Source organism: Ruegeria sp. HKCCD9138, from assembly GCF_057220975.1.
In genome coordinates this window covers 1-23,693 of sequence record NZ_JBWVAZ010000020.1, presented here as the reverse complement: position 1 = coordinate 23,693, position 23,693 = coordinate 1, and the positions used below count along the sequence as shown (strand labels likewise).

At 55.0% G+C, this 23,693-nt stretch carries 20 protein-coding genes and 1 pseudogene; 18 read left to right on the top strand and 3 right to left on the bottom strand.

Annotated elements, in window-relative coordinates:
• Nucleotides 1-473: 473 nt before the first annotated feature.
• The gene (locus tag AC2TEL_RS21340) at nt 474-1,493 is read right to left on the bottom strand and encodes an IS110 family RNA-guided transposase (RefSeq protein WP_480906841.1); all 1,020 of its coding nucleotides are present in this window, start codon (nt 1,491-1,493) and stop codon (nt 474-476) included.
• Between the two features lie 175 nt (nt 1,494-1,668).
• Here AC2TEL_RS21340 and AC2TEL_RS21335 point away from each other — a divergent pair, with 175 nt between their 5' ends.
• From AC2TEL_RS21335 to AC2TEL_RS21280, 12 genes and pseudogenes are all read left to right on the top strand, one after another.
• Entirely contained in the window at nt 1,669-2,265 is a 597-nt protein-coding gene (locus tag AC2TEL_RS21335) for a DUF6088 family protein (protein WP_480844585.1), read from the top strand.
• Between the two features lie 204 nt (nt 2,266-2,469).
• Complete coding sequence (locus AC2TEL_RS21330) at nt 2,470-3,030, top strand: CHAP domain-containing protein (protein ID WP_480906827.1); 561 nt, start codon at nt 2,470-2,472, stop codon at nt 3,028-3,030.
• Nucleotides 3,031-3,233: 203 nt separating this feature from the next.
• Nucleotides 3,234-3,896 (top strand): annotated as a pseudogene (locus AC2TEL_RS21325) (CobW family GTP-binding protein); the annotation flags it as partial.
• On the top strand, nt 3,893-4,546 hold the full coding sequence (locus AC2TEL_RS21320) for a DUF1826 domain-containing protein (protein ID WP_480844583.1): 654 nt from the start codon (nt 3,893-3,895) through the stop codon (nt 4,544-4,546). The pseudogene AC2TEL_RS21325 and the gene AC2TEL_RS21320, both read left to right, overlap by 4 nt.
• 384 nt (nt 4,547-4,930) lie before the next feature.
• Nucleotides 4,931-5,200: an HlyU family transcriptional regulator gene (locus AC2TEL_RS21315; protein ID WP_480844582.1), complete on the top strand. Its 270-nt coding sequence runs from the start codon at nt 4,931-4,933 to the stop codon at nt 5,198-5,200.
• A 344-nt stretch (nt 5,201-5,544) separates the two neighbouring features.
• Nucleotides 5,545-6,426 (top strand): LysR family transcriptional regulator, encoded by an 882-nt coding sequence (locus AC2TEL_RS21310; RefSeq protein WP_480844580.1) that lies wholly within the window; start codon nt 5,545-5,547, stop codon nt 6,424-6,426.
• A gap of 87 nt (nt 6,427-6,513) precedes the next feature.
• Nucleotides 6,514-7,329: a putative hydro-lyase gene (locus tag AC2TEL_RS21305; protein WP_480906824.1), complete on the top strand. Its 816-nt coding sequence runs from the start codon at nt 6,514-6,516 to the stop codon at nt 7,327-7,329.
• A 20-nt stretch (nt 7,330-7,349) separates the two neighbouring features.
• Nucleotides 7,350-8,387, top strand: coding sequence for a TRAP transporter substrate-binding protein (locus AC2TEL_RS21300; RefSeq protein ID WP_480844578.1), 1,038 nt, complete (start codon nt 7,350-7,352; stop codon nt 8,385-8,387).
• A 64-nt stretch (nt 8,388-8,451) separates the two neighbouring features.
• Complete coding sequence (locus AC2TEL_RS21295; protein WP_480844577.1) at nt 8,452-9,015, top strand: TRAP transporter small permease subunit; 564 nt, start codon at nt 8,452-8,454, stop codon at nt 9,013-9,015.
• A gap of 4 nt (nt 9,016-9,019) precedes the next feature.
• A complete protein-coding gene (locus AC2TEL_RS21290; RefSeq protein ID WP_480844576.1) occupies nt 9,020-10,303 on the top strand; it encodes a TRAP transporter large permease in 1,284 nt (427 codons plus the stop codon).
• Between the two features lie 71 nt (nt 10,304-10,374).
• Nucleotides 10,375-13,959 carry a hydantoinase B/oxoprolinase family protein gene (locus AC2TEL_RS21285; protein WP_480844575.1) on the top strand — a complete coding sequence of 1,195 codons (3,585 nt, stop codon included), beginning with the start codon at nt 10,375-10,377 and terminating at the stop codon, nt 13,957-13,959.
• Between the two features lie 459 nt (nt 13,960-14,418).
• Nucleotides 14,419-15,936, top strand: coding sequence for a basic amino acid/polyamine antiporter (locus AC2TEL_RS21280; protein ID WP_480844574.1), 1,518 nt, complete (start codon nt 14,419-14,421; stop codon nt 15,934-15,936).
• A 10-nt stretch (nt 15,937-15,946) separates the two neighbouring features.
• Here AC2TEL_RS21280 and AC2TEL_RS21275 read toward each other — a convergent pair whose 3' ends face one another.
• Nucleotides 15,947-17,215 (bottom strand): phophatidylserine decarboxylase associated domain-containing protein, encoded by a 1,269-nt coding sequence (locus AC2TEL_RS21275; RefSeq protein ID WP_480844573.1) that lies wholly within the window; start codon nt 17,213-17,215, stop codon nt 15,947-15,949.
• A 225-nt stretch (nt 17,216-17,440) separates the two neighbouring features.
• Nucleotides 17,441-18,004 carry a TetR/AcrR family transcriptional regulator gene (locus tag AC2TEL_RS21270; RefSeq protein WP_480844572.1) on the bottom strand — a complete coding sequence of 188 codons (564 nt, stop codon included), beginning with the start codon at nt 18,002-18,004 and terminating at the stop codon, nt 17,441-17,443.
• 79 nt (nt 18,005-18,083) lie between these two features.
• On the opposite strand from AC2TEL_RS21270, the gene AC2TEL_RS21265 reads away from it, so the two are divergent.
• From AC2TEL_RS21265 to AC2TEL_RS21240, 6 genes are all read left to right on the top strand, one after another.
• The gene (locus AC2TEL_RS21265; protein WP_480844571.1) at nt 18,084-18,965 is read left to right on the top strand and encodes an oxidoreductase; all 882 of its coding nucleotides are present in this window, start codon (nt 18,084-18,086) and stop codon (nt 18,963-18,965) included.
• A 10-nt stretch (nt 18,966-18,975) separates the two neighbouring features.
• On the top strand, nt 18,976-19,809 hold the full coding sequence (locus AC2TEL_RS21260) for an oxidoreductase (RefSeq protein ID WP_480844570.1): 834 nt from the start codon (nt 18,976-18,978) through the stop codon (nt 19,807-19,809).
• Nucleotides 19,810-19,814: 5 nt separating this feature from the next.
• Nucleotides 19,815-20,270 carry a hypothetical protein gene (locus tag AC2TEL_RS21255; protein WP_480844569.1) on the top strand — a complete coding sequence of 152 codons (456 nt, stop codon included), beginning with the start codon at nt 19,815-19,817 and terminating at the stop codon, nt 20,268-20,270.
• An 18-nt stretch (nt 20,271-20,288) separates the two neighbouring features.
• On the top strand, nt 20,289-20,768 hold the full coding sequence (locus AC2TEL_RS21250) for an SRPBCC family protein (RefSeq protein WP_480844568.1): 480 nt from the start codon (nt 20,289-20,291) through the stop codon (nt 20,766-20,768).
• Nucleotides 20,752-21,432 (top strand): NAD-dependent epimerase/dehydratase family protein, encoded by a 681-nt coding sequence (locus tag AC2TEL_RS21245; protein WP_480844567.1) that lies wholly within the window; start codon nt 20,752-20,754, stop codon nt 21,430-21,432. Before AC2TEL_RS21250 ends, AC2TEL_RS21245 begins: the two co-directional genes overlap by 17 nt.
• A gap of 69 nt (nt 21,433-21,501) precedes the next feature.
• On the top strand, nt 21,502-23,376 hold the full coding sequence (locus tag AC2TEL_RS21240; RefSeq protein WP_480844566.1) for a cation:proton antiporter domain-containing protein: 1,875 nt from the start codon (nt 21,502-21,504) through the stop codon (nt 23,374-23,376).
• Nucleotides 23,377-23,693 lie beyond the last annotated feature (317 nt).

Below are 23,693 nucleotides of genomic sequence, written 5' to 3'. Positions count from 1 at the left end.
GTTAACTGTCAACAGTAAGCGCGTCCGAACTGGGTTCGTCACCAAACTCGGAACCGGTCCAATATTGGTCTCAATGACCCGCCTCTAGCGGATAAAGATGTCCCAAAGCGACGTTCTCTGACCTTTGCTGACCTTGGTCCTGCATTCAGCACAGCAGTTCTTGCACTCTCGATTGTAATTGACCGCTTTCACAGATTGGAGGAGTTGCCCTCGCGGATACAGCGAAGGTCGTGTGTGGATGGCTCCTGCATAGCAAGACATTTTTGAGCTGATTTCGTGCATTTGTCAGAAGCAGTCGTGTGTCCGGCCTGTTTGCGCGGCTTTGACCGCTGGCCCTGATGGGTTCCGCAAACCAAGTCCCTTACGGCTTAGCGGGCCATGATGCCCGGGACCTTCGACGGGTTGTCCTGGTTTTGGCGGCTGACTTTTGCACCATCATTTCGCTGGTCTTGCTAACTCGTTGTTCTTTCTCCTCAGGCCATATGTGGGTTGTAGGGTGCGTTTCGGGTGAGAACGGCCCAGATGATCCGAGCCGTCTTGTTGGCCATAGCAACTGTAGCCAGGCGGGCAGGTTTGCGTTCGAGTGGCGATGTCAGCCATTTGCTGGCGCGCTCTGGATGTGATCGGGTTTGCCTGACCAGCGATGTCATCCCGACGACAAGCAACGATCTTAAGTACTGATCGCCCATTTTGGTGATCCGTCCCAGCTTCTCTTTTCCACCGCTGGATTTATTCGCGGGCGTCAAGCCAAGCCACGCCGCAAATTCGCTGCCATTTCTGAACTGGTGCCCGTCTCCGATGCTGGCGATGATCGCCGAGGCGGTCACCGCTCCAACGCCCGGGATGGTTCGCAACGGTCTTACCCGCTCATCTTCTTTGGCAACCTGCTTCAAACGTTCTTCGTACCAGCGGACGCGCCTATGCAACGCCGTAAGCTGTTCGGACAGGTTGCGGATCACCTCATTGGCGATGTCTGGCAGATCGAGCACCTCTCCGAAGGTGATGTCTTCAGCAAACTCAATGACGCGAGCCAACCCTCTGGGAATGTGGATGCCGAACTCAGCGACCAGCCCTCGCAGGCCATTTATGAGCTGCGTGCGTTGCCGCACCAAAAGATCGCGAGCAAGATGAAGCGATAACAGGGCTTGTTGCTCAACCGTCTTGGTCGCCACGAAACGCATGGTCGGACGGGTAACAGCCTCGCAGATTGCCTCTGCATCAATCGCATCCGATTTGCCGCGCTTCACGTAAGGTTTGACATACATCGGCGGGATCAAACGCACGTCGTAGCCCAAGGCCGTCAATTCACGAGCCCAATGGTGAGCCGTGCTGCAGGACTCCATACCAATCAGGCAGGGTTCTAACTTCGCGAAGAACGGCAAAACTTGTGCGCGGCGTAGCGGTTTGTTGAAGACGACACTGTCATCTCCTGCAATCCCGTGGACCTGAAACACGTTCTTCGCCAGATCAACGCCGATTGTGGTAACTTGAATGGGGTGGCTCCTCTCATAAGCAGACTTCGACGCCTGTACTATGGCGCATCGCGACGCCGGTTGGAGCAGGAGCCATCCACCCCATCGGGTTTCCGCCCATTTACAAAGCCACTTCGGTATTCTCCAAACTTGAAAGTCAGAAAAAAGTACTATATTTTCTGACAAGGAGACAGTTATGATCACTTCATCTATTAGACAACGCATCATCGGAAAAGGCCGGGGGGCAATCTTTGCGCCAACCGACTTTCTGGATATCGGCTCCCGCGCAAGCGTGGATCAGGCATTGTCGCGCTTGGCGGATCAAGGGGTGATCCGACGGTTGACGCGTGGGCTTTACGACTATCCAAGAAAGAGCGCCCGTTTAGGGCTGTTGTCTCCGTCAGCCGATGACATTGCCAAGGCGATTGCACGCAAGGATAATCAGGTTCTACAGCCCTCCCCTACCATGGCAGCCAATCAGTTGGGGCTGTCGACCCAAGTGCCGTCCAAGCCGATTTATATGACCGATGGTCCGACCCGCACCAAGAAAGTCGGTCGACAAGTCATCCAGTTCCGGAATGCATCATCCAAAACACTAGTTGGTGCAGGCCAGAAAACCGGTGCCGTATTTCAGGCGTTGCGCTATGTCGGCAAAAACCGGGTGGATCGCCGGGTTGTCGACACGCTTGCGCGCAATCTGGATGGTAAGGACCGGGCATTGCTTGCAAAACAAAGCAGATATGTTCCGGCTTGGATGCATCCGGTAGTGCAGCAAATCGTGGCGCGGATTTGATCTTGGACCAATTTGCCAACGATACTCCTGAGAACCGTGAAGAGGCGTTTCAGGTAACGGCCGCCCAGCGGATGTCCATTCCATCACATCCGTGAATGTTCGTTTCGGGCTGGCAAATTCCTGCCGAGGATTCGACTGGCCTCTTTCATAGCCGTCAGGTTCGCAATAGAGTTCCGCGACCACTCAAACCGGCAATGAAATTTCTTGCAAAACAGCAATTGCAAAACGAATACGAATTGGGCGCGCCTGACCGGCACTGCCCGCGCTGTGATTGCGATGGGGTTTGTTGCTTTTGTCTCTGCCTGCGCACAGAGCCCGAATGACGCGGATCTCGATCCTGAACGCCAAAAATTGGCGCTGCAAGAGGTCTCACAAAAGCAGGCTCAGGGGCAAAGGGTGTGGTGTGTGCCCTACGCACGTAACCTTAGCGGCATCGAAATTCGGGGCAATGCCAAGGATTGGTGGGGCAAAGCGCACAATATCTTTCAGCGGGGCAATGAACCAGTTGTCGGAGCGGTCATGTCGTTTCGCGCAACCCGCGGAATGCCCCTTGGTCATGTGGCCGTCGTGTCCGATGTTGTGACCGCGCGAGAGGTCGTCGTGAATCACGCCAACTGGCACCGCAACAAAGTATCGTTGAAAATGGGTGTCAGGGATGTATCCAAGAACAATGATTGGACGCTGGTCCGAGTTGAAAGCCATCCGGGCCGGTATGGCAATTTCTACCCGTTGAACGGATTCATATATCCGAAAGATGACGGGTAGACTAAATTAATATCTCTTTGCATCTGCCTCGAACCCATAGATTGCACCACCGGCGACCCTCACCTAGGACCTGAAGCATATCCACGAGCCGCCTGCGCGGGTCCGACGAATTGTTGCGGTTTCCAGTATCTAGGAGAGTGCAAAGCTCATTTTGGATGTCTGCTTTAGGCTGTCACTGGTCAATCGAGCGGGAAGCAGAGACGAACAAGGTCACTGATGCTGGACCCCAATGTGTAGATGCTGCGCGCAAGATCATCCGGAGCCTGAATGCTGATGCTCGGATCGTTGAAACCGATCACTCCGATGTGGCTGCTGATGTAATTTTAGATACTGGCCTTTTCGATTTCGAGAAAGCACATGAACACCCGATGTGGGCCAAAGAGCTTTATGGGTTTGCGGACCATGCCCCCGAAACCGAGGAATATGGAGTAACAAGTTTTGTCTACCGAGCACGGCAGCCTTTCGTGCCCGAAAAAATCCTGGCTGTGCTCAACGGTGAATTGCCTGGAGTGATCCGCGTCAAGGGGCATTTCTGGATTGCCACCCGCCCGGATTGGATTGCCGAGTTTTCACTTGCCGGCTCTCTGTCCTCGATCAGACCACTTGGCACATGGTGGGCTACTGTTCCGGAAGACCAGCGCCCTGATCATGAGAGTGCACGGGCTTACATGGCCGCACACTGGCAAGAGCCTTGGGGCGACCGGCGCCAGGAAATCGTGTTCATCGGAAGTGGTATCGACTGGCCGGAGTTGAAGGGCCGACTGAACGCAGCCCTGCTTCCCGCACTTGTTGCGGACCGACCCGAGGATTTGCCGAACCTGCCTGATCCGTTTCCAATGTGGCGCCGTTCGGAGGCAGCAGCATGATCTTTGGTCGAGAGATCAACAACAACGCTGCCATTGGCGTTGGTATCGCAGAAATTCCAGAGGGTTTGTCTGCGATCCAAAACGCGGGTTGTGCGGCTGTGGTCTGGCGAAGGAAACCTTTGCAACGCTTTCGATCTTGGATCGATGGGTTGCCATCGGAGAAGTTGCCAAAAGTGCGATTGATCCTGCGCCCGGAATCAGTTCGGCAAGCGGTTTCTGAGATATGTGACGCGTCGGGAACTCCGAAAGCCGACGAACGCGACCGCTTGATTGATGACGTCGCCGCGTTATCCGGTATCTTCGAAGAAGTAATGGGAGCGAAATGGCTGCGCCTGCGCTTGGATGTGGTGACCACGAATGCCTGTCGTAGGTTTCATGTTGATGCCGCCACCACGCGTCTTGTTTGCACGTATCGCGGAACGGGCACACAATATGGCAACTCGGTGAACGGCGCTGATCCAGGTCGTGTTTTCACTGTGCCCACCGGCGCGCCAATTCTTTTGCGCGGAACACTCTCGCCTGAAAACCCAAAAATAGGGCTATTGCATCGCTCGCCACCGATTGAAGGCGCCGGCAAGGCGCGACTACTGCTTGTCCTGGATCCGGTTGTCGATCCTGACGACGAGCTCAACCAAACGTCAATACTCTGACTCAGCAAGATACCGTCACACAGAAACCGGTGTAGCGGTGTTTGATACCGACGCTGAACCGAATTTTGTTCCAATTTCAGAGATGGCAGCATGGTCCGCGTTGTGTGAATTCAGGTGACGGTCAACTTCGCAGTCGCGGCGAAAGTCAGCAATGACGGGCTGCACCGCAACAATGCATCTCTGGGTCTAAGGTCCACAGTGGGCCGTCCGCGCAAGGGAGAGTCGTGCGGAGGAATGGGCTTTCACCGCGGTTCGGGACGTATTAGGCCGCGCACGGAGCGTGCAATCGGATCGAAGACCAGTGTTATGATAGCACGACACGCTTCACGCCTGTCCTATGCGGCGCTAGTCTCCGGTCATAGCAACGCTGAAAGGAGCCGCCCAATGTCCCTCTTCTCAAAACTCTTCGGTGGCGGCGAAAAGTCGGAGCCAGAGCCGGTCACTTACAAAGGGTTCGAAATCTTCCCCGACCTGATGCCCGAGGGTGGCAAATACCGCCTTTTGGCCCGTATAGAAAAAACCATCGACGGCGATCGCAAGACCCATACGGTGATCCGGGCAGATGTCTTTGAAACCCGGGATCAGGGCGAAAGCTTCAGCATCGCCAAGGCGAAGCAGGTGATTGACGAGCAGGGCGAACGCATTTTCGAATAAGAAAAAAGGCAGCCTGATGTAAGCGCTGCAATCGACGGGTGTCATTTGAACGGCGGTTGGCTAACCACCTCTCAGTAGGTTTCAACGTGCAAGTCGGACTGCACGCCTTATACGCCTTTGCGTGCGCCGCGAATGGCAGGCTCGACGTGCCGCAACGCAGAATCGCCACTTTAGATTATGGTCCACTTAGCGCTGTTATTTTCTGATCCCATTGCCGTATTACCTTCAACGGAATTCTGGTTTCCAATAAAAATTCAACACGTTCATCATCAATAGCCACTGACAATTGAACGTCGACAGTACGATAGTAAGATCGAAACCGTTCTCAGCAGAAAGCGATCAACGTGTCCCGGCTCAAACTCGAACACCTACAAACGTTTCTTGCTGTTGTGCGGTTCGGTAGTGTCAGCAAGGCAGCAGAAGTGCTTAACCTGACGCAGCCTGCCGTGACTACTCGCATCAAGTCCTTGGAAGATGGCTTGGGAACGTCGTTGTTCGAACGTGAAAGCGCTGGCATGCGCCTCACTAAGCGTGGCGATATGCTGGTCCACTATGCCGAGCAATTTCAGCACCTTTCAGATCTGGTCGAAGAGCACGTTGTGGATACGAGCGCCGTTGACAGGTTGATCCGCCTTGGCGTGTCCGAGACTATCGCCCAGAGTTGGCTGCCCGAATTTGTCGGCGCATTGCGAGCAAAGTACCCGTCTCTCAAGATCGAGATCAGCGTCGACATTTCGTTGAACCTCCGGGATCAGTTGCTGGGGCGTGAAATCGATCTGGGTATTCTGCTTGGGCCTGTTTCGGACTACACGGTGGACAATGTAGTTTTGCCGGATGTGCCACTGGCCTGGTTCCAGGCAGCGGGTGGACCTGTTGGGCAAAACGTCGATCTGGCTGGCATCCCAATCGCGACCTACGCCAAGAACACCCGGCCGTACCGGGAACTGAGGGCCGCACTTTTCGAACGATTCGGTTCCGAAATTTCCCTGTTTCCGTCCTCCTCTTTGTCTTCTTGTTTTCGGATGGTCGAGGCCGGGCTATGTGTTGGCGCGCTGCCGATCTCGCTGGCGAAGAAGCTGGTGCAAGAGGGAAAGCTGGTCGAATTCGACCCGGGCTGGGTCCCCGAACCTCTTCAATTTTCTGCCTCTTATCTTGGTGATCCGCGCAACCATCTGCTTGAGGCCGCGGCGGTCATCGCCCGGGAAATAGCGCTTCAACAGGTATAAAAAAATATTATGTAGAGAGCAAAAATAATACAATTTGATTTTATGCCCCAGTCGCACGAACGTATTCCAAATTAGGGAGGCGTCGAAATGAGCGATCTGTTTGAGCCGCTGAAATCTGCGACAACAGCGTCTGTGCGAGCGCAGATCAGGTCACGGGCCTATCGCGGCCACACAGCCGGATTGGGCGGGAATACCCTGCAGGCCAATCTTGCGATTTTGCCCGAACATTACGCGTTGGATTTCATGCGCTACTGCCAGCGAAACCCAAAACCCTGCCCGATTGTTGGCGTTTCCGATACGGGCAATCCAAACATGGACACCTTGGGTGTTGATATTGATATCCGCACCGATACTCCAGCTTACTGCGTATATCGCGACGGTATCCACGTCGACACAGTTCATGATCTTAAGCACCTGTGGCGCGATGATTTTGTGGCGTTCGCTTTGGGGTGCTCATTCACTTTCGAACATGCATTGCAACAGGCCGGTGTACCGCTCTGGCACATCGAAAACGACCGCACTGTGCCGATGTTCATTACCAATATCCAAACGATCAAATCTGGTCTTTTCGAAGGGCCGATGGTTGTCAGTATGCGGGCGATCCCTGATTCCAGGGTGAACGAGGTTGTCGAAATTTCGCGCAAGTTTCCTCTGGCGCACGGCGCGCCGGTGCATTGGGGCGAGCCAGAGAATATTGGTATCGCCGATGTAAGTAGCCCGGACTGGGGCGATCCGGCTCCGGTCTCAGACGGTACCACGCCAATGTTTTGGGCTTGTGGCGTCACACCGCAGGCTTCGATCAAGAATGCCAAACCTTCAATCGCGATCACGCACAAGCCGGGTCACATGCTGATCACCGACATCGCGGATGACGCTGAAACTCCCATCTATCAATCAAAATAATACAACAGGAGAGAAACCAGATGAATAAACTCGTAACAACGCTCGGCGCGCTCGCTGTCTCAGCAACTGCAACCTTTGCCGACAATCCCGTGGTTCTAAACGCCGTGGGAACATGGTCCAGCCTGACGAATTACCAAAAGCACGAAGAGCCATTCTTTAACCAGCGGCTCAACGAGGCTTCGGGCGGCGAAATAGTCGGAAAAATCCAGTCGCAATCCGGCTTGGGGCTGAAAGGTTTCGAGATCATGCGCATGGTCAAGAACGGTGTCTTCGACTTTGCCTTTGGCTTGCCCGGCTACGTCGCCGCTGAAAACGCGATTTTCGAAGGCGCTGATCTGTCCACTTTGACACAGGACATCGACACGCAGCGAAAGGTGGCCGACGCCTATTTCGACACTCTGTCTTCAGCGTTCGAAGAAATCTACAACGCCAAATTGCTGATGCTGTACCCGTTCCCAAGCCAAACGCTGTGGTGCAACGCCGAAGTGAACGGAATTTCAGACCTGGAAGGCAAAAAAATCCGCGTCTATTCGACGACTTTGGGTGATTTTGTAGAAGGCGTCGGGGGGACATCTGTAACCGTCGCTTTCTCTGAGGTTATCCCGGCGCTGGAAAAAGGTGTTGTAGACTGCGCGATCACCGGCACCATGTCAGCCTATACAGCCAAATGGAACCAGGTGGCCACTCATGCCTATACTTTGCGTGTTGGCTGGGGCCTGGCATTCGGAGCCATGAACCTGGACAAATGGAACAGCCTGACGCCAGAACAGCAAGCTTTGCTAGAAGCGGAACTTGCAGCCCTGACAGATTCCATGTGGGCAGAAACTGCGACCGAGGATGATGTTGCTATTTCCTGCATTACTGGTGGCACTTGTGAGATTGGTGAAGCCGGGTCAATGACATTGGTCGAACCCTCGGCAGACGATCTGACCGCACGGGACAAGATCGCGACCGATGTCGTGCTTGCCCGTTGGGCGGAACGCTGCGGCGCCGACTGTGCCGCGAACTGGAACGAAACCGTTGGCCCGATCCTTGGCCTGAAAGCTGAAGCTAAGTAATCCGGCCTATCCCGTGGGGCGGCCAGATTCCCGCCGCCCCACCACAAACCATCAGGTAATTGAAATGTTAGACAAGCTCTTAGGCGGCGCGCAAAGGTTGAGCCTTTGGATGACGTGGTTGGGCGGAACGCTGATTGTGGTTTCAGCCTTTCTCATCACTCTCGAAGTCTTTCTGCGCAAAGTTTTCAACATCTCGCTGGGCGGGGCGGACGAAATCTCGGGCTATGCCTTCGGTGTGGCAACCGCGTTGGCGCTGTCTTTTGCGTTGTTTGAACGCGCGCATATCCGGGTGGATGCCCTGCTTGGAACAATTCCGAAAGTGTTGCACCCGTTTATCAACCTGTTTGGCCTGGTGCTTCTGACAGGATTTGCCTTGGTCATCGTGGTGATGGTGTGGGGCATGGTAGGCGATACGCTGGCCAACGGTTCCCGGTCGATTACACCGATGCGCGTTCCGCTGGCCCTTCCCCAGATACCGTGGCTGCTGGGTTGGATGTTCTTTGTTGGCTCAGGCGTTCTGATCGCTCTGGTTGCAATCAGACAATATTTCCGAGGCGATCTGGCCGGAGTGCAGGATCTGATTGGCGTGAAGTCTTTGGACGAACAAATAGAAGACGAGACGGTGTAGGCCGATGCTGATCAAGACACTTCTGATCCTTCTTGCCCTCATCGGTCTGGCAGTTCCAATCGCTGCCTCGCTGGGTTGGCTGGGCCTGATCCTGCAATGGACCGACAGCCCGATGCCGCTGCATCGCGCAATATCAGACATGGCATGGCAGACCAGCACAGACTTTCTGCTGGTGGCAATCCCGATGTTCGTAATGATGGGAGAAATCCTTCTGCGCGCCGGCATCACCGAACGGATGTATGACGGTATCGTGAAATGGCTTGGTTGGTTGCCAGGTGGGTTGATGCACTCCAACATCGGATCCTCGGCCTTGTTCGCGGCCACGTCAGGGTCATCTGTGGCCACCGCGGCAACCATCGGAACGGTGGCTGTGCCGCAGATCAAAAAACGGGGTTACAACGAACGGTTGTTCCTCGGCACCGTGGCTGCAGGTGGAACGCTCGGCATTCTGATCCCGCCATCGATCAACCTGATCCTGTATGGGTTGTTGACCAATACATCGGTGCCGGAACTGTATCTGGCTGGGTTCCTGCCCGGATTTCTGCTGGCACTGCTGTTCATGGCAACCGTCGTCGTGGCATGTATGATCAGGCCGGAATGGGGTGGTGACCAATTGCGGCATAGCTGGTCAGAACGGCTTGCAGCGCTTCCTGCACTGATCCCCCCTCTTGGCATCTTCATGGTGGTCGTCGGCTCGATTTACGCGGGTCTGGCTACGCCAACCGAAGCTGCAGCATTGGGGGTTGTTGCCTCGATGGCGCTTGCGGTGTTCAACGGTAAGATGTCGATGGAAACCATGCGTCACGCGATCGAAGGCACGATGCGCACGACCGCCATGATCATGCTGATCATCATCGCTGCTGTTTTCCTGAACTTTGTCCTTTCGATCATCGGCCTAACCCAGGCTCTGACCGATTTCGTCACTGGGCTGGGCTGGAGCCCTATGCAAACCATGCTGATGATCGTAGCAGTGCTGATCCTGATCGGCTGTTTCATGGAGACGTTGTCCATGTTGTTGACCATGGCGCCGCTTGTTACGCCGATCGTTGTGGCTCTTGGCTTTGATCCGGTGTGGTTCGGCATCTTGTTGATGGTACTTCTGGAAACCGCTCTGATCACGCCGCCCATTGGGATCAACCTTTATGTGGTGCAAGGGATCAGGAAAGGAGGGCCAATGATGGATGTGATCCGCGGCGCATTGCCGTTTGTTGTCACCATGTTTGTCATGCTCGGGCTTCTGCTGGTATTCCCGAAGCTCGCAACCTGGTTGCCTTCCTTGGTGTACTAAATCGCCGAGGCTTCCTTCCCCCTTCATGAAATTCAATGCCGGTTTGCCCGGCAAACAGAGGAGTTATGTCCATGTGGCAGTTTTGGGTTGATCGGGGTGGCACGTTCACCGACATCGTTGCACGCAAGCCAGATGGGAGTTTGCAGACACATAAATTGCTGTCCGAGAATCCCGAATGCTATACCGACGCCGCTGTACAAGGTGTTCGTGAATTGCTGGGTCTGGAAAGCGATCAGGACATCCCGACAGGGTCAATTCGTGCGGTAAAGATGGGAACCACGGTTGCAACGAACGCGCTGCTGGAACGCAAAGGCGACCGAACCATTCTGTTCATAACGAAGGGGCTGCGTGATCTTTTACGGATCGGTTATCAGAACCGTCCGCGCCTGTTCGATCTGAACATCCAACTGCCCGAGCTTTTGTACGAAGACGTTGTCGAAGTCGAAGAACGCGTCGCGGTGGATGGCGAGGTCGTAACACAGCTGGACGTCGACAAAACGAAAACTGCGCTGGAAAAGGCATATTCGCGTGGCTTCCGTTCCGTTGCTGTCGCGCTAATGCATAGCTTCCAGCATCCCAATCATGAAAAACAGATCGGTGCGCTGGCACGTGCCGCTGGGTTTCCACAAGTCTCGCTCAGCCACGAGGTCAGCCCGCTGATTAAATTGGTGGGCCGCGGAGACACCGCGGTGGTTGATGCCTACTTGTCACCCATTCTTCGTCGATATGTAGAGCAGGTAGCGACAGCTCTGGGCGCGGATGAGGGCGGGTGTGATCAGTTGATGTTTATGCAGTCTAACGGCGGGTTGACAGGCGCGGATCTGTTCCAGGGTCGTGATGCAATCTTGTCCGGCCCGGCGGGCGGTGTGGTCGGGATGGTGCGAACCGCCGCCGATCATGGCTTTGACAAACTGATTGGTTTCGACATGGGCGGTACGTCTACGGACGTGTGTCACTATGCCGGTGAATATGAACGATCCTTTGAAACCGAAGTTGCTGGCGTTCGGATGCGCGCGCCGATGATGTCGATCCATACGGTCGCTGCAGGTGGTGGATCTATACTCTCCTTTCGAGATGGCAGGATGCAAGTTGGGCCGGAAAGCGCCGGAGCCAACCCCGGGCCCGCTGCCTACAGACGCGGCGGCCCGCTGACCGTCACGGACTGCAATGTCTTGCTGGGCAAACTGCAGCCCGAGCATTTTCCTTCAGTCTTCGGTCATAATGGTAATGAACCGTTGGATAAGGAAATCGTGCGCCAGAAATTTGAAGCTCTGGCGGCTGAAATGGGTACGGATAAGTCGATTGAAGAACTTGCCCAAGGATTCTTGCGCATCGCTGTTGAGAACATGGCGAATGCGATCAAGAAAATCAGTGTGCAACGCGGTTACGACGTTACCAAATATACCATGAACTGTTTTGGCGGTGCCGGGGGGCAGCACGCCTGTCTGGTTGCCGACGCGCTGGGGATGGAACGGATATTCATTCACCCTTATGCGGGCGTGTTGTCGGCCTTTGGCATGGGTTTGGCAGACATCACGGCAATACGGGAACATCAATTCCAGTCTTCTCTACTGGACCCGGAAGCAAAAAGCATTTGTAACGCTCTGGCACAGTCCGCAACGGCCGAGGTCATGGCCCAGGGTGTGGCCGATATTGACATTTCAGTCTCTGCGACCGCGCATATTCGTCCCGTGGACGCTCAGCAAAGTCTGTCGGTGCCGTTTTCCGACCCGGATACGATGCGCAACGCTTTCGTTGTGGCGCACAAGCAGCGCTTTGGATTTGCACCGGACACTAGCGATCTAATCATCGAGATGCTGGTGACAGAGGCAATCGGAAAGACGGGTGAGCAGGTCACCTTGCCCAACAACATCGCGGCCGAGGCCACTCAGATTCCGGTGACGCTTTATAGCAGTGGGCAACACCAACAGGTTCCCCTTATCGATCGGACGCAGCTTGGTGTTGGCCAATCGGTGAAAGGCCCTGCGATCCTGACAGAGCCGACCGGGACAAATGTCGTCGAAGACGGCTGGACCGCCACTTGCCTGAACGGTGGCAACCTGGTCCTGACACGTGAAACACCACTGCAACGGGTTGAGGCGGTCGGCACAAATGTCGATCCGGTCATGCTGGAAGTGTTTAACAACCTGTTCATGTCTATCGCTGAACAGATGGGGGCAACGCTCGCGAATACGGCGTATTCTGTGAATATCAAAGAACGGTATGATTTCTCATGCGCGATATTTGACCAAAACGGTGATCTGGTTGCCAACGCACCGCATGTGCCCGTGCACTTGGGATCGATGTCGGAAAGCGTTCGAACGATCCTGCGCCAAAACTATGGCAAGATCCGTCCAGGTGACGTGTTCATGATGAACAACCCGTATAATGGCGGCACCCACCTTCCCGACGTCACCGTCATCACCCCGGTTTTCGACGAAGCAGGTGACAATATTGTATTCACGGTCGCCTCGCGCGGCCACCACGCAGATATCGGAGGGAAAACTCCCGGTTCGGCCCCACCAGACAGCCGCAACATCGAAGAAGAAGGTGTGTTGATCGACAACTTCCTGCTGGTCGATCAGGGTGAGTTGCGTGACGAAGCAGCGCGCAAGCTGCTAAGCTCAGGACGCTACCCTTGTCGCAACGCCGATCAGAACATGGCCGATTTGGCAGCCCAAGTCGCCGCGAACGAAACCGGAGCGGTCGAACTGCGTAAGGTATCGGCGCAGTTCGGTCTGCCGACAGTTCACGCCTACATGAAACACGTTCAGGACAACGCTGAGGAAAGCGTGCGACAAGTTCTTGACGTCCTGCATGATTGCGACTTTTCTTATCCATTGGATGAAGGAGCGAAGATCGAAGTAGCGATTTCGGTGGACAAAGTGACCCGAACCGCGACCATCGATTTCTCAGGTACGTCAGAACAGTCTCCACTCAATTATAACGCACCTCTGGCGATTTGCCGGGCCGTTGTCTTGTACGTGTTCCGCACGTTAGTCGGTAGTGAGATTCCGATGAACGAAGGTTGTATGAAACCTTTGAATCTGGTTGTCCCAACAGGCACGATGATCAACCCCAACCCACCTGCAGCGGTCATATCTGGCAATACCGAAGTGTCTCAAGCTATTGCGGATGCACTATATGGCGCATTGGGAGTTGTCGCCGGCAGTCAGGGTACGATGAACAACTTTGTCTATGGCAACGCCGCTTACCAAAACTACGAAACCATCTGTGGCGGTACTGGAGCTGGCAAAGGTTTCAACGGAACAAGTGCCGTTCACAGCCATATGACAAATACAAGAATGACGGATCCGGAGATCCTCGAATGCCGGTTTCCCGTACGTCTGGAAGAGTTCTCAATCCGATCCGGTTCGGGTGGAAACGGTCAGTATCAGGGCGGCGATGGTATTCGCAGGCGGTTGCGGTTCTTGGAAGAGACGACTGTGACGGTCCTGTCATCTCACAGGGAGACGCAACCACACGGTGCCTCTGGCGGAGCCCCGGGTGCGATTGGGCAGAACGCTATTGTCCGAAGCGACGGGTTGGTCCAAGTGCTTAGCGGTAACGACCAGTCAGTGCTGCTTCCGGGAGACGTATTCGTAATGGAGACACCAGGCGGTGGGGGGTTCGGCCAACCAAACAAAACTGTATAAGTTGGAGATATACGATGAAAGATGGTTTTTGTAACACAAGGGTGCCCTTGGTTCGCTCGGCATGTAGTGAAACCGCATTGCGAACAACGGGAAAAAACGAAAAAAGTCAGCTTCGCCCTGCGGTGCTAGCCTTCTTCTGAGCGTTGGTCCCGTATGTGCGGCCAATGACTGCTTCGGGGATGCTGCATCGCTGCATTGAACCGGTAGGTGAAAGGCGCTTTTGGCCGGTCATTTGCAATAAGCCATGAAGTGGATTTCCGATAGTTCAAACATCTGAACTTGGATACTAATCGAGTTCACTTAGAACAATCGTCGGAACTCCGCTCGTTTGGTTCGTGGGTTGAAAAATCAACCTAAAAACCATTCAAGCATTGCAGCAAAAAATGGAACACAAACTCCAACAGTTATGTAACCTAAGCAAGGAAGCATCGTATAGAGACCGATCGGAAAATCGAACTTATGGCAGTGCAATCTAACCGAGGTTCGGAAGCATCGGAAGGAGATGTTCAACAGACATCTGCTCCCAAGAAACTTGGTCTGTTCGCCATGACTTTGCTGGTCGTGAGTGCGATGTTTGGCGGCGGAGTTTTCAATATTCCGCAAAACATGGCTGAGCAGGCCGCACTGGGCGCGATTCTCATCGCTTGGCTCATTAGCGGTCTGGGTATTTTCTTTGTTGCGAGAAGCTTTCAGGTTCTGGCCGATATCCACCCCGAGATGACCTCGGGTATCTACATGTACGCCCGCGCCGGGTTTGGCAGGCTGGCCGGGTTCCTGGTCGCCTGGGGCTACTGGCTGTCCGTTGCATTCGGAAATGTCAGCTATGCCGTTCTGCTGATGGACGCCCTAAATTACTTTTTCCCGCCTTACTTTCAGGATGGGAATACATGGCAGGCCACACTGGGTTCATCCCTGATTATCTGGGGCCTGTGTTTTCTGGTCATGCGTGGCGTGAAGGGTGCATCGCTTCTGAACAGCATCGGGACCGTAGCCAAGTTCCTACCGGTTCTTATGTTCTTGGCGGTCGTAGTTTTCTTCTCGTTCGGAAAGGGACTTATCACCGCGGATTTCTGGGGGAATGTTCCTAACACTCAGGATGCCGACAAAGCCTTGGGCAGTCTTCTCGACCAGATCAAAAGCACGATGCTTGTGACGCTCTGGATGTATATCGGCATCGAATGCGCAGTGGTGATGTCCGATAAGTCCGACGCCAAAACTGTCAGCCGGGCAACGATCCTTGGCTACTTCATCGTGACGGTTATCTTTGTTCTCATTTCTATCGTGCCATTCGGCGTGATGTCCCAGGGTGAGCTTGCAGCGCTGGCACCACCATCCACTGCGGGCATCATGATGACGCTTGTGGGTTATTGGGGCGAAGTGTTTATCAATGTCGGCGTCATCATCGCCTTACTCAGCTCCTGGCTGGTCTGGACGCTGCTTGTGGCGCAGCTGCCGTGGGTCTGTGCAAATGACGGGACCTTTCCAAAGTACTTTGCCAAAACAAACAAGGCCGGTATCGCGTCGAATTCACTGATTATTTCAACTGTAATCATGCAAGCAGCCATCATCGTTGTTTTTTTTGCCGACAACGCATGGAACCTGATGCTGTCGATTACTGGCGTGGTCATCCTGCCGGCTTACATAGGCTCTGCAGTTTTTCTTTGGAAAGTGATCTGGTCAGGCAATTACCCACGCAGCGCAAAGCTCAGCAGGAATACGGCCCTAATCACTAGCTTGCTTGCGACAGGCTTTGGTCTGTGGCTGGTCTACGCGGCGGGCATCCAGTTCATGCTGGCGGGTGCCATTATCTATGCGGCCGGATTGCCGGTTTTCTACTGGGCGCGGCGGACCGCTGCGGATTCAGCTGCCGCATTTGACCGGGTCGAGGCGTTGGTCGTCGCGGGACTGTTGTTGCTAGCGGGTGTCGCCCTGTGGATGTTGATCATCGGGCGGCTGCCTCAGGTGTTTTCGATTTAAAGAGTTGAGATTACCTGCGCGGTCCAACAGTTGCGATCCGTTGGTTAACCAGGATGTTCGTGCTGTCCAGTCCTGGTTCCTGCCCATACAGATCAAACTCGATATCAACGTCTGACTGAAAGACCAGGCAATGCGTCGAGCCACCAAAATGGAACATACCAATCTCGTCACCTTTAGTGACGTGCTGGCCTTCATAAACGGTGATGTCACAGGTTGAAACTTCTGCCATGCCGATGCCGACAAAACACATCAGGCCGATATCCGGATTGTCCGCCTCAATGAATATCAACGCGCGCGTGGCAACCTCGGCAATGTAACCCTGTGAGGCATTCGGACCAGCAGGGTCCAGCCCTTCCGGCATGATTTCCGAGTAATAGGTTCCTTCGATCCGACGGGTTTTGACGACCCGTCCCGAAACCGGCGCATGCCAGCGATGATAACTGAGCGCGCTCAGGAACGCCTGGTACACTGTGGCCGAGTCATAGTGATCAACCAGCGGATCGTTATCCAGCATGAATTGCAAGGCGTAAGGTTGCGCTTTGATCCAGAATTGATCGCGCAGCTTTACCTCTCGGGCGACGCGATAGGGCGCGGACTCGCAGGCGTTGATGACAACCGCATCATCGTCGGGCGCGGCAATGGGCCGGACACCGTCACGAAACCGGCGTGTGAAGAAGTCGTCCCAGGATTTGAACCCAAAATGAGGGAGCGACGAGTCGCAAATAAAGTCTTCTTTGAAGGTGGGCATCGCTTTTTGTGCATCTGCCCCGAACCACCCGGTTCTGGGATCATCAGTCAAAACCGATCTGCTTTCCGGTGATTGCAGAAAGACGGCCCATTCGTTCAGCATTTCGCGCAGGCAGGCATCAACCTTGTCATCCAGAAACCCGGCCCAACCGCCGACATTGGCCATTGACCAGTCGAGGATGGCATTGAACGGAAATCCGACCAGACCACTTTCATTGAATTCGGGTGCGTGGGTCATGATCGTGTTGAACAGCCGAAGCATGTGTTCATAGTTGCGCACCTGCGGTTTGCCCGAGGGCGAGGTTTTCTTGCTCTCAGGGACCTCCTGAAACATCTGCGAAAAGAACATATACGCCCTTGCATCCGTCTCGATCAGAGTCTTGAGCCGTTGTACGGATGGCAAAAGCGGGCTGGTGTCCTGCTGGGCCTTGGCAGCGATTTTGGCAGACCAAGCGTCCAGCACATCTTGATCCGAAGGCAACCATTTGCCGACTTTGTAATGAACGTTTACAGAAGTTTCTTTCGAAGTCATCGTAAGCACCTTTTCCAGCTACGTTCTGGTCGATCTCAACCCTGACGATATTATGTGTCCAGACGCCACGGAGTCCATTTAGTTGTAGACAACTCGAACTTTGCAATGTCCGCGGTCCTGACACTTATCACGACATAGATTGTTCACTTACAGCGAATGACCGTAATGCGGGCTGCTGTCGCAGCATTCGGGGAACCTTTTAAAGTCTGCTTTGGGCCGCACTGTCTAGTCGGCACCCATCACCTTCAATGCCGACACCCGAAGCGCAGTCAAAAGCTCAAGCAAGTGCTTTCTGCTTTTTGCGCTGTACTTGGCGGCAGTTGCTGAATGCTGTATGAAGTCCGCGAATTGGCCGACGGTCAGGCCGCTCTTCTCAATACTGCCGGAGAAGGGCTCCAGGACCCTTGCAATGATCTCAGTGTTTCTCTTGGCGCCTGCTTCAAGCTCTTCCTGACTGGATGCAGTGACACCTGCTATAATATCCTCGGCGTTGGGAGAGGATTGCAGGAAGTCATAGTGCTCAATGACTGCGTGTTTGAAGATGACGTCCAATTGAGCGCCAAGGCCTTCAGCATTTTCCAGATCGGCCTCGATATCCAGGACAACCTTGTCCGCCAGCGAACGTATCGTCGCCTGCAACACCTCATCCTTATTGGCGAAGGCCTTGTAGAGCGTTTGTCGTGAAATGCCTGCGGCCTCGGCAATGTCGTTCATGCCGGTGCGTTTCACTCCATAGCGCAGAAACAGGCCTTTCGCAGCCTCGATGATGTATGTGTGACGATCTTCCATTGATTTGCATATTGACAAATGGATGATTGGTGTCAATATTGACATTCATACATCAACTGTCAACTCGTCAGGATTTGGAATGTCTGCACAATCTGGAAGAACAGCCATCGTCACTGGTGCAAACAATGGCATCGGATTTGAAACGACGGTCGGCATGGCCGCCGCCGGCTTTCACGTCATCATGGCCTGCCGCAGTCAGGAAAAAGCCGAGGCGGCCAAAGCTGATGTTCTCGACCGAGTGCCTTCCGCCTCGCTCGACATTATCTTGCTGGACTTAAGCGATCTTGCCTCGGTTCGTGCCTTTGCCGAGACGTTTCGCGCCCGCTATGCGAAGCTCGATGTGCTGATCAACAACGCAGGTGTCTTGCTTTATTCGGTACGAACCAATGCCGAGGGCGTAGAGCTGCAATTCGCCACGAACCATCTGGGGCACTTCCTGCTGACGGCCCTGCTGGTCGACAGGGTTCCGGACGATCCCGCGTCGCGCATCGTTTCGCTCTCCAGCATCGCGCATAAGGGGGCGAGTCTCAACTTTGACGACCTGACTTGCGGGCAGGACCCCGGCCGGGCCTATGGGCAATCGAAGCTTAGCTGCCTTCTGTTCGGCGACGAATTGGACCGCCGCCTGAAAGCAGCCGGCAAGGCGGTGAAGTCTCTGACCGTGCATCCCGGCGGTTCCGATTCCGGCCTGTTCCAGGACCTGGATGACGCCTCGCGTGAGGCAATGAAGGCGCAAGTCGAACAACTACTGCACTCCAACGAAGACGCTGCCAAGCCGTCTCTGTTCGCCGCCTTGTCTGACGAGGTCGAGGGCGGGGATTACTACGGACCGACGGGCCCCGAGGAGATGAGCGGGGCGACCGGCGTCGCGATCCGCAATCCGATTTGCCACGATCATGATGTGGCTAGGCGCCTCTGGTTGCTCTCGGAAGAGATGACTGGTCAGATGTTTGCTGTCTAAGGGCGAAGCCATGAACAGCAATGGAAAAAGAGTTGCCCTCGTGACCGGCGCCTCTAGTGGCATCGGCAAGGCCACCGCGGAAGCCCTCGTGAAGGAGGGTTATGTTGTCTACCCGGTGGCACGCCGGGTTGAGATCATGGACGATCTGAAGGCGGTTGGGTGTATCCCGATCAAGATGGACGTCACCAAGGAGGAGGACGTTGTTGCCGTGGTCGAGCAAATCACGCGCGATCATGGCGGCGTCGATATCCTGGTGAACAACGCCGGCCTGTCGGTCTATGGATCGGTCGAAGAAACGGATATCGACAAGGCACGCTATCAGTTCGACGTCAATTTCTTTGGGCTTGGCCGACTGACCCAACTGGTTTTGCCGCATATGCGCCAGCAGGGGTGGGGCAAGATCATCAACGTTTCGTCTGGCGAGGGGAAGGTGCACGCACCGTTGGCAGCCTGGTACGTCTCGAGCAAGTTCGCGCTCGAAGGCTTCAGCGATTGTCTTCGTGCCGAAACAGCACAATTCGGGATTAATGTGGTGATCGTTCGCCCAGGCGCGATCGATACCGAGATCACGGGCGGCTTTATCGAGCCGCTACTCGAGACCTCAGGAAGCGGTCCATACAGCGCCATCGCGCGGAAGATGGCGAACTGGTTCCGCAACATGAGTGCGGAGAACGGCACAGCCTCGCCACCCAGCGTGATTGCCAATGTCATCGTCGGGGCGATTAAGGCGTCGAAACCCAAAACACGCTACGCCGCCGGTGTCGGCGTCAGACAGGCCATTTTCTTCCGTCGTATCCTGAGCGACCGCATGTTCGATCGGTTCATGATGCGGATGTTGGGGTGAGTCTGATGACGACACTAATGGACCGTATCTCGCAAGGCTTCGAGTTTCTGATCGTGCTCGCATCGATGATCATGCTGGGCTGGGGGTTGCTCGGGTTTCTGGAGTACTTCACGGGTTTCGCGCCCTTGATGCCGCTGCAGAACGCGACTTTCCCGGTCGGTATGCAGACCCTCCATTGGATATTGATCACCGCATCTGGGGCCACGTTTCTCCTTGGGTACTTCCTGTGCTGGAGGCTCACGCCGATTGCCATGCTGGTCATGTTCACAGCGCTTGCCACCATGTGCGCCGTGCAGACCTTTGACATGTTGGAAAGCCCGGATCGCTACCGGAACTTTGTTCAGGAGTGCGTCAATTACATCATCATCTCGATCTATCTCTTCCGATCCAAACGCATGCAGGATCGGTTCGGGCGGATCACAGTTCAGGGCAGGGATGGCCCGTCGCCAATCAGCGCCTGAGACTTAAGGAAGAAAATCATGGAAAACGGAACATCGGAAAAAGTGAGCTTCTCGCACCACAGGATTCACACCGACATCGTGATCAATGCGCCACCGGACACTGTTTGGTCGGTGCTGACCGACACGGCCAACTACGGCAATTGGGCGGCCTTCCTCGTGGGCATCAAGGGAGAGATCATGGATGGATCGAAGATCACAGTCGATTTCCAACTCGATCCTTCAAAGGAAAAGCTGACCACTCTGGATCATACGATCACAGTCGTGGACGGAGAGCAGTTCTACTGGGCCGAGAAAGGACCGGGTGGAATTCGGGATAACCATCATTTCCGTGTCGAGCCCTTGGACGGAGGAAAGACTCGCTTCGTGCAATCCGACGAGATCATAGGCGGCATCACCTTCCTTATGGGCGGTCGTTTGGCCAAGATGTACGTGGATGGCTACCAAGCCTTCAATCGCGGTCTGAAGGCCGAGGCAGAACGGCGTGCCCACTCCGACTGATAAGACACCGCGACCACTTGGGCGGGTTCTGCTGACCGGCGCGACCGGGATGGTGGGGTCATCGGTCCTCGCGGCATTGCTGAATGAGGATAGCGCGCGTGAAGTTGTGTCGCTTGGGCGCAGACTGTCAGGAAAAGAACACGCAAAGCTGACAGAAGTAGAATTCACGGCGTTCGGTGATGTTCAGGCACTCGAGCCTCACCTGAAGGGTATCGACGCGGTCTTTCACTGCCTTGCCACCTATTCTTCGCGCGTCAGCCGCGCGGAGTACCAAGAAATCACCATTGATTGGTTACGTGCATTGCTGACCGCCTGCGAAAAGGTCTCCCCAAAGGCCACGTTCTGCCTGTTTTCCGCTCAAGGTGCCCGGCCCGATGGCGGCGGCATGTCCTTTGCTTTGAAGATCAAAGGGCAGGCGGAGAGCGCACTGTTCGCGACCGCTCTCGAACGGAGGTTTGCTTTCCGTCCGGGCTATATTGCGCCGTCCGGGCCGAGGAGCAGTTGGAAACCTGCCGACTATGCCTTCAAGCCGCTCCAAAGGCTCGTGCCGCCCATAGGTGTGACGTCGGATGAACTCGCGCAGGCCATGTTGAGGACCGCGATGCACGACCCTCGAACATTCGCTGCTTTGGAGAATGGAGAAATGCGTGATCTGCTCATCTAGGGCGTGTCAAGTTGAGTAGGTGGGGGAGGTAGTTATGTCAGGCCCGTTGTCGTTTCTAGGAGGCTGTCAATGACTGCCGAATTCATGCTGATCACATTTATCCTATTTCTGGCGGGGGCCATTGCGGTGCCAGTCGCTTCGCGTCTGGGGCTGGGATCAGTGCTCGGATATCTGATTGCAGGCATTGCCATCAGTTCGATCCTTCGTGCCGTGGGGGCCGACGTCATCGCACTTCAGCATTTTGCAGAATTCGGTGTTGTGATGATGTTGTTCTTGATCGGTCTGGAAATGAACCCACGCGAATTGTGGGAATTGCGCAGTCGCATATTCGTCCTTGGTGGATTGCAAATCGGTATCACGACAGTCGCCGTTATGGCCATCGCCATGTTACTGGGCCAACCATGGACGGTCAGCCTGGTCATCGGGTTGGTTTTTGCCCTGTCGTCCACAGCCATTGTAAACCAGACCCTGAAAGAAAAGGGGCTATCACGCTCGGACGGCGGACAGTCGAGTTTTGCCGTACTCTTAGCGCAGGATATTGCGGTGATTCCCATGCTGGCGCTTGTCCCGTTGCTTGCGATGCCGGAACTGGTCGAGTCGCTGTCACACGCTGCTGATCACGGCGACGACCATGGTGACCACGGGTTGAGCATCTCTCTCGTTGATGGCCTTCCGGGCTGGCAAACAGCACTTGTCACGCTTGCAGCCATCGGTGGGGTTTTCGTGATCGGCAACTATGCTGTTACGCCTTTGTTCCGCTTCGTTGCTCGGGCGCGCCTGCGGGAGCTCTTCGTTTCTACCGCGCTTATGGTCGTTCTTGGCATCGCGCTCTTGATGACCATGGTTGGCCTCTCCCCGGCACTCGGCACGTTCCTCGCTGGCGTCGTTCTGGCAAGCAACGAATACCGGCACGAGTTAGAAAGCGACATCGACCCCTTCCGCGGGCTGTTCCTCGGCGTCTTCTTCATTACCGTGGGAGCCAGTATCAACTTTGAGCAATTGGCGGGCAGCTTTGCCACCGTCATGGGGCTGACCTTCGGACTGATCGCCCTGAAGGCCGTCGTCCTTTACGTTCTGGCAAAGCTCTTCGGGTTGCGTGGCAGCGATCAGTGGTTGTTCGCCTTAGGCTTGGCGCAGGCAGGCGAATTTGGCTTTGTGCTGTTGTCCTTCACCGTTGCCAATGCGGTCATCCCGACCGGCGTTTCGGATATTCTGTTGTTGGTCGTGGCACTTTCCATGCTGCTGACCCCGGCCTTGTTCATAATCTATGACAGGGTCATTGCGCCGCGTTATGTCTCGGAACAGGCCACAGAAGCCGACGAGATCGAAAGTGAAGCCAAGATCATCATTGCGGGGCACGGGCGCTTTGGCGGCATCGTCAACAGAGCACTTGTCGCAGCGGGCTACGGGACCACCGTCGTCGATTATAGCAGCGAACAGTTGGACATGCTGCGCAAGTTCGGTCTGAAGGTCTACTTCGGGGACGCCACGCGACCGGATCTTCTAGCGGCGGCCGGGATCGCTGAAGCAAAACTGTTGGTCGTCGCCATTGACGGCAAGGGCGCCACGACAGAGCTGACTCGCTATGTGCGAGAGACCTTTCCACACGTCCACGTCATCGCGCGCGCGTTTGACCGGCCACACGTCTATGATCTCTGGGCGGCAGGATGTCGAGACATCATACGGGAAACCTATGACAGTTCGGTGCGGATGGCGCGATCGGCATTCGAAGCCCTCGGCATTGATCGCGCTGCCGCCGAACGGATGATGTATGAGTTCGAAGCCGCCGATCGCAAAATGATGCTTGAGACTGCTGAACTACATGACATTGACACGCCCCTAGCCGAGAACCAGGCGATCATCGATATGATCAATGAGAAGCGCGACGAATGGGAAACGCAATTGGCCGAACGCATGAAAGCCGTTTGGGATCAGACCAATTGAGCGGCGATTGACGCCTACTTTGCACACGTCATCGCTTTTGGGAAACACCGATCTCTGTTCTATTTGGCGAAACCGGATTCGAGCGAGTACCGACATTGGAACCGTTGCGCTCGTTGCCGGTTTCATCCCGCAGATCGCGCCTTTGATTAACCCTTGATTTCGCACTTGCAGCGAACGGCAGGTTTAGACGCATTCTGTTGAAAAACAATGTGTTGCTGGCGCAGAATTGACGGTATTGAGCACGGCGCGAGCGCCTTTCTGATCAGGCTTTTCGCGTTTGCTGCGGTGCAGGAATGATCTTGGCCAATTTGCGGAGG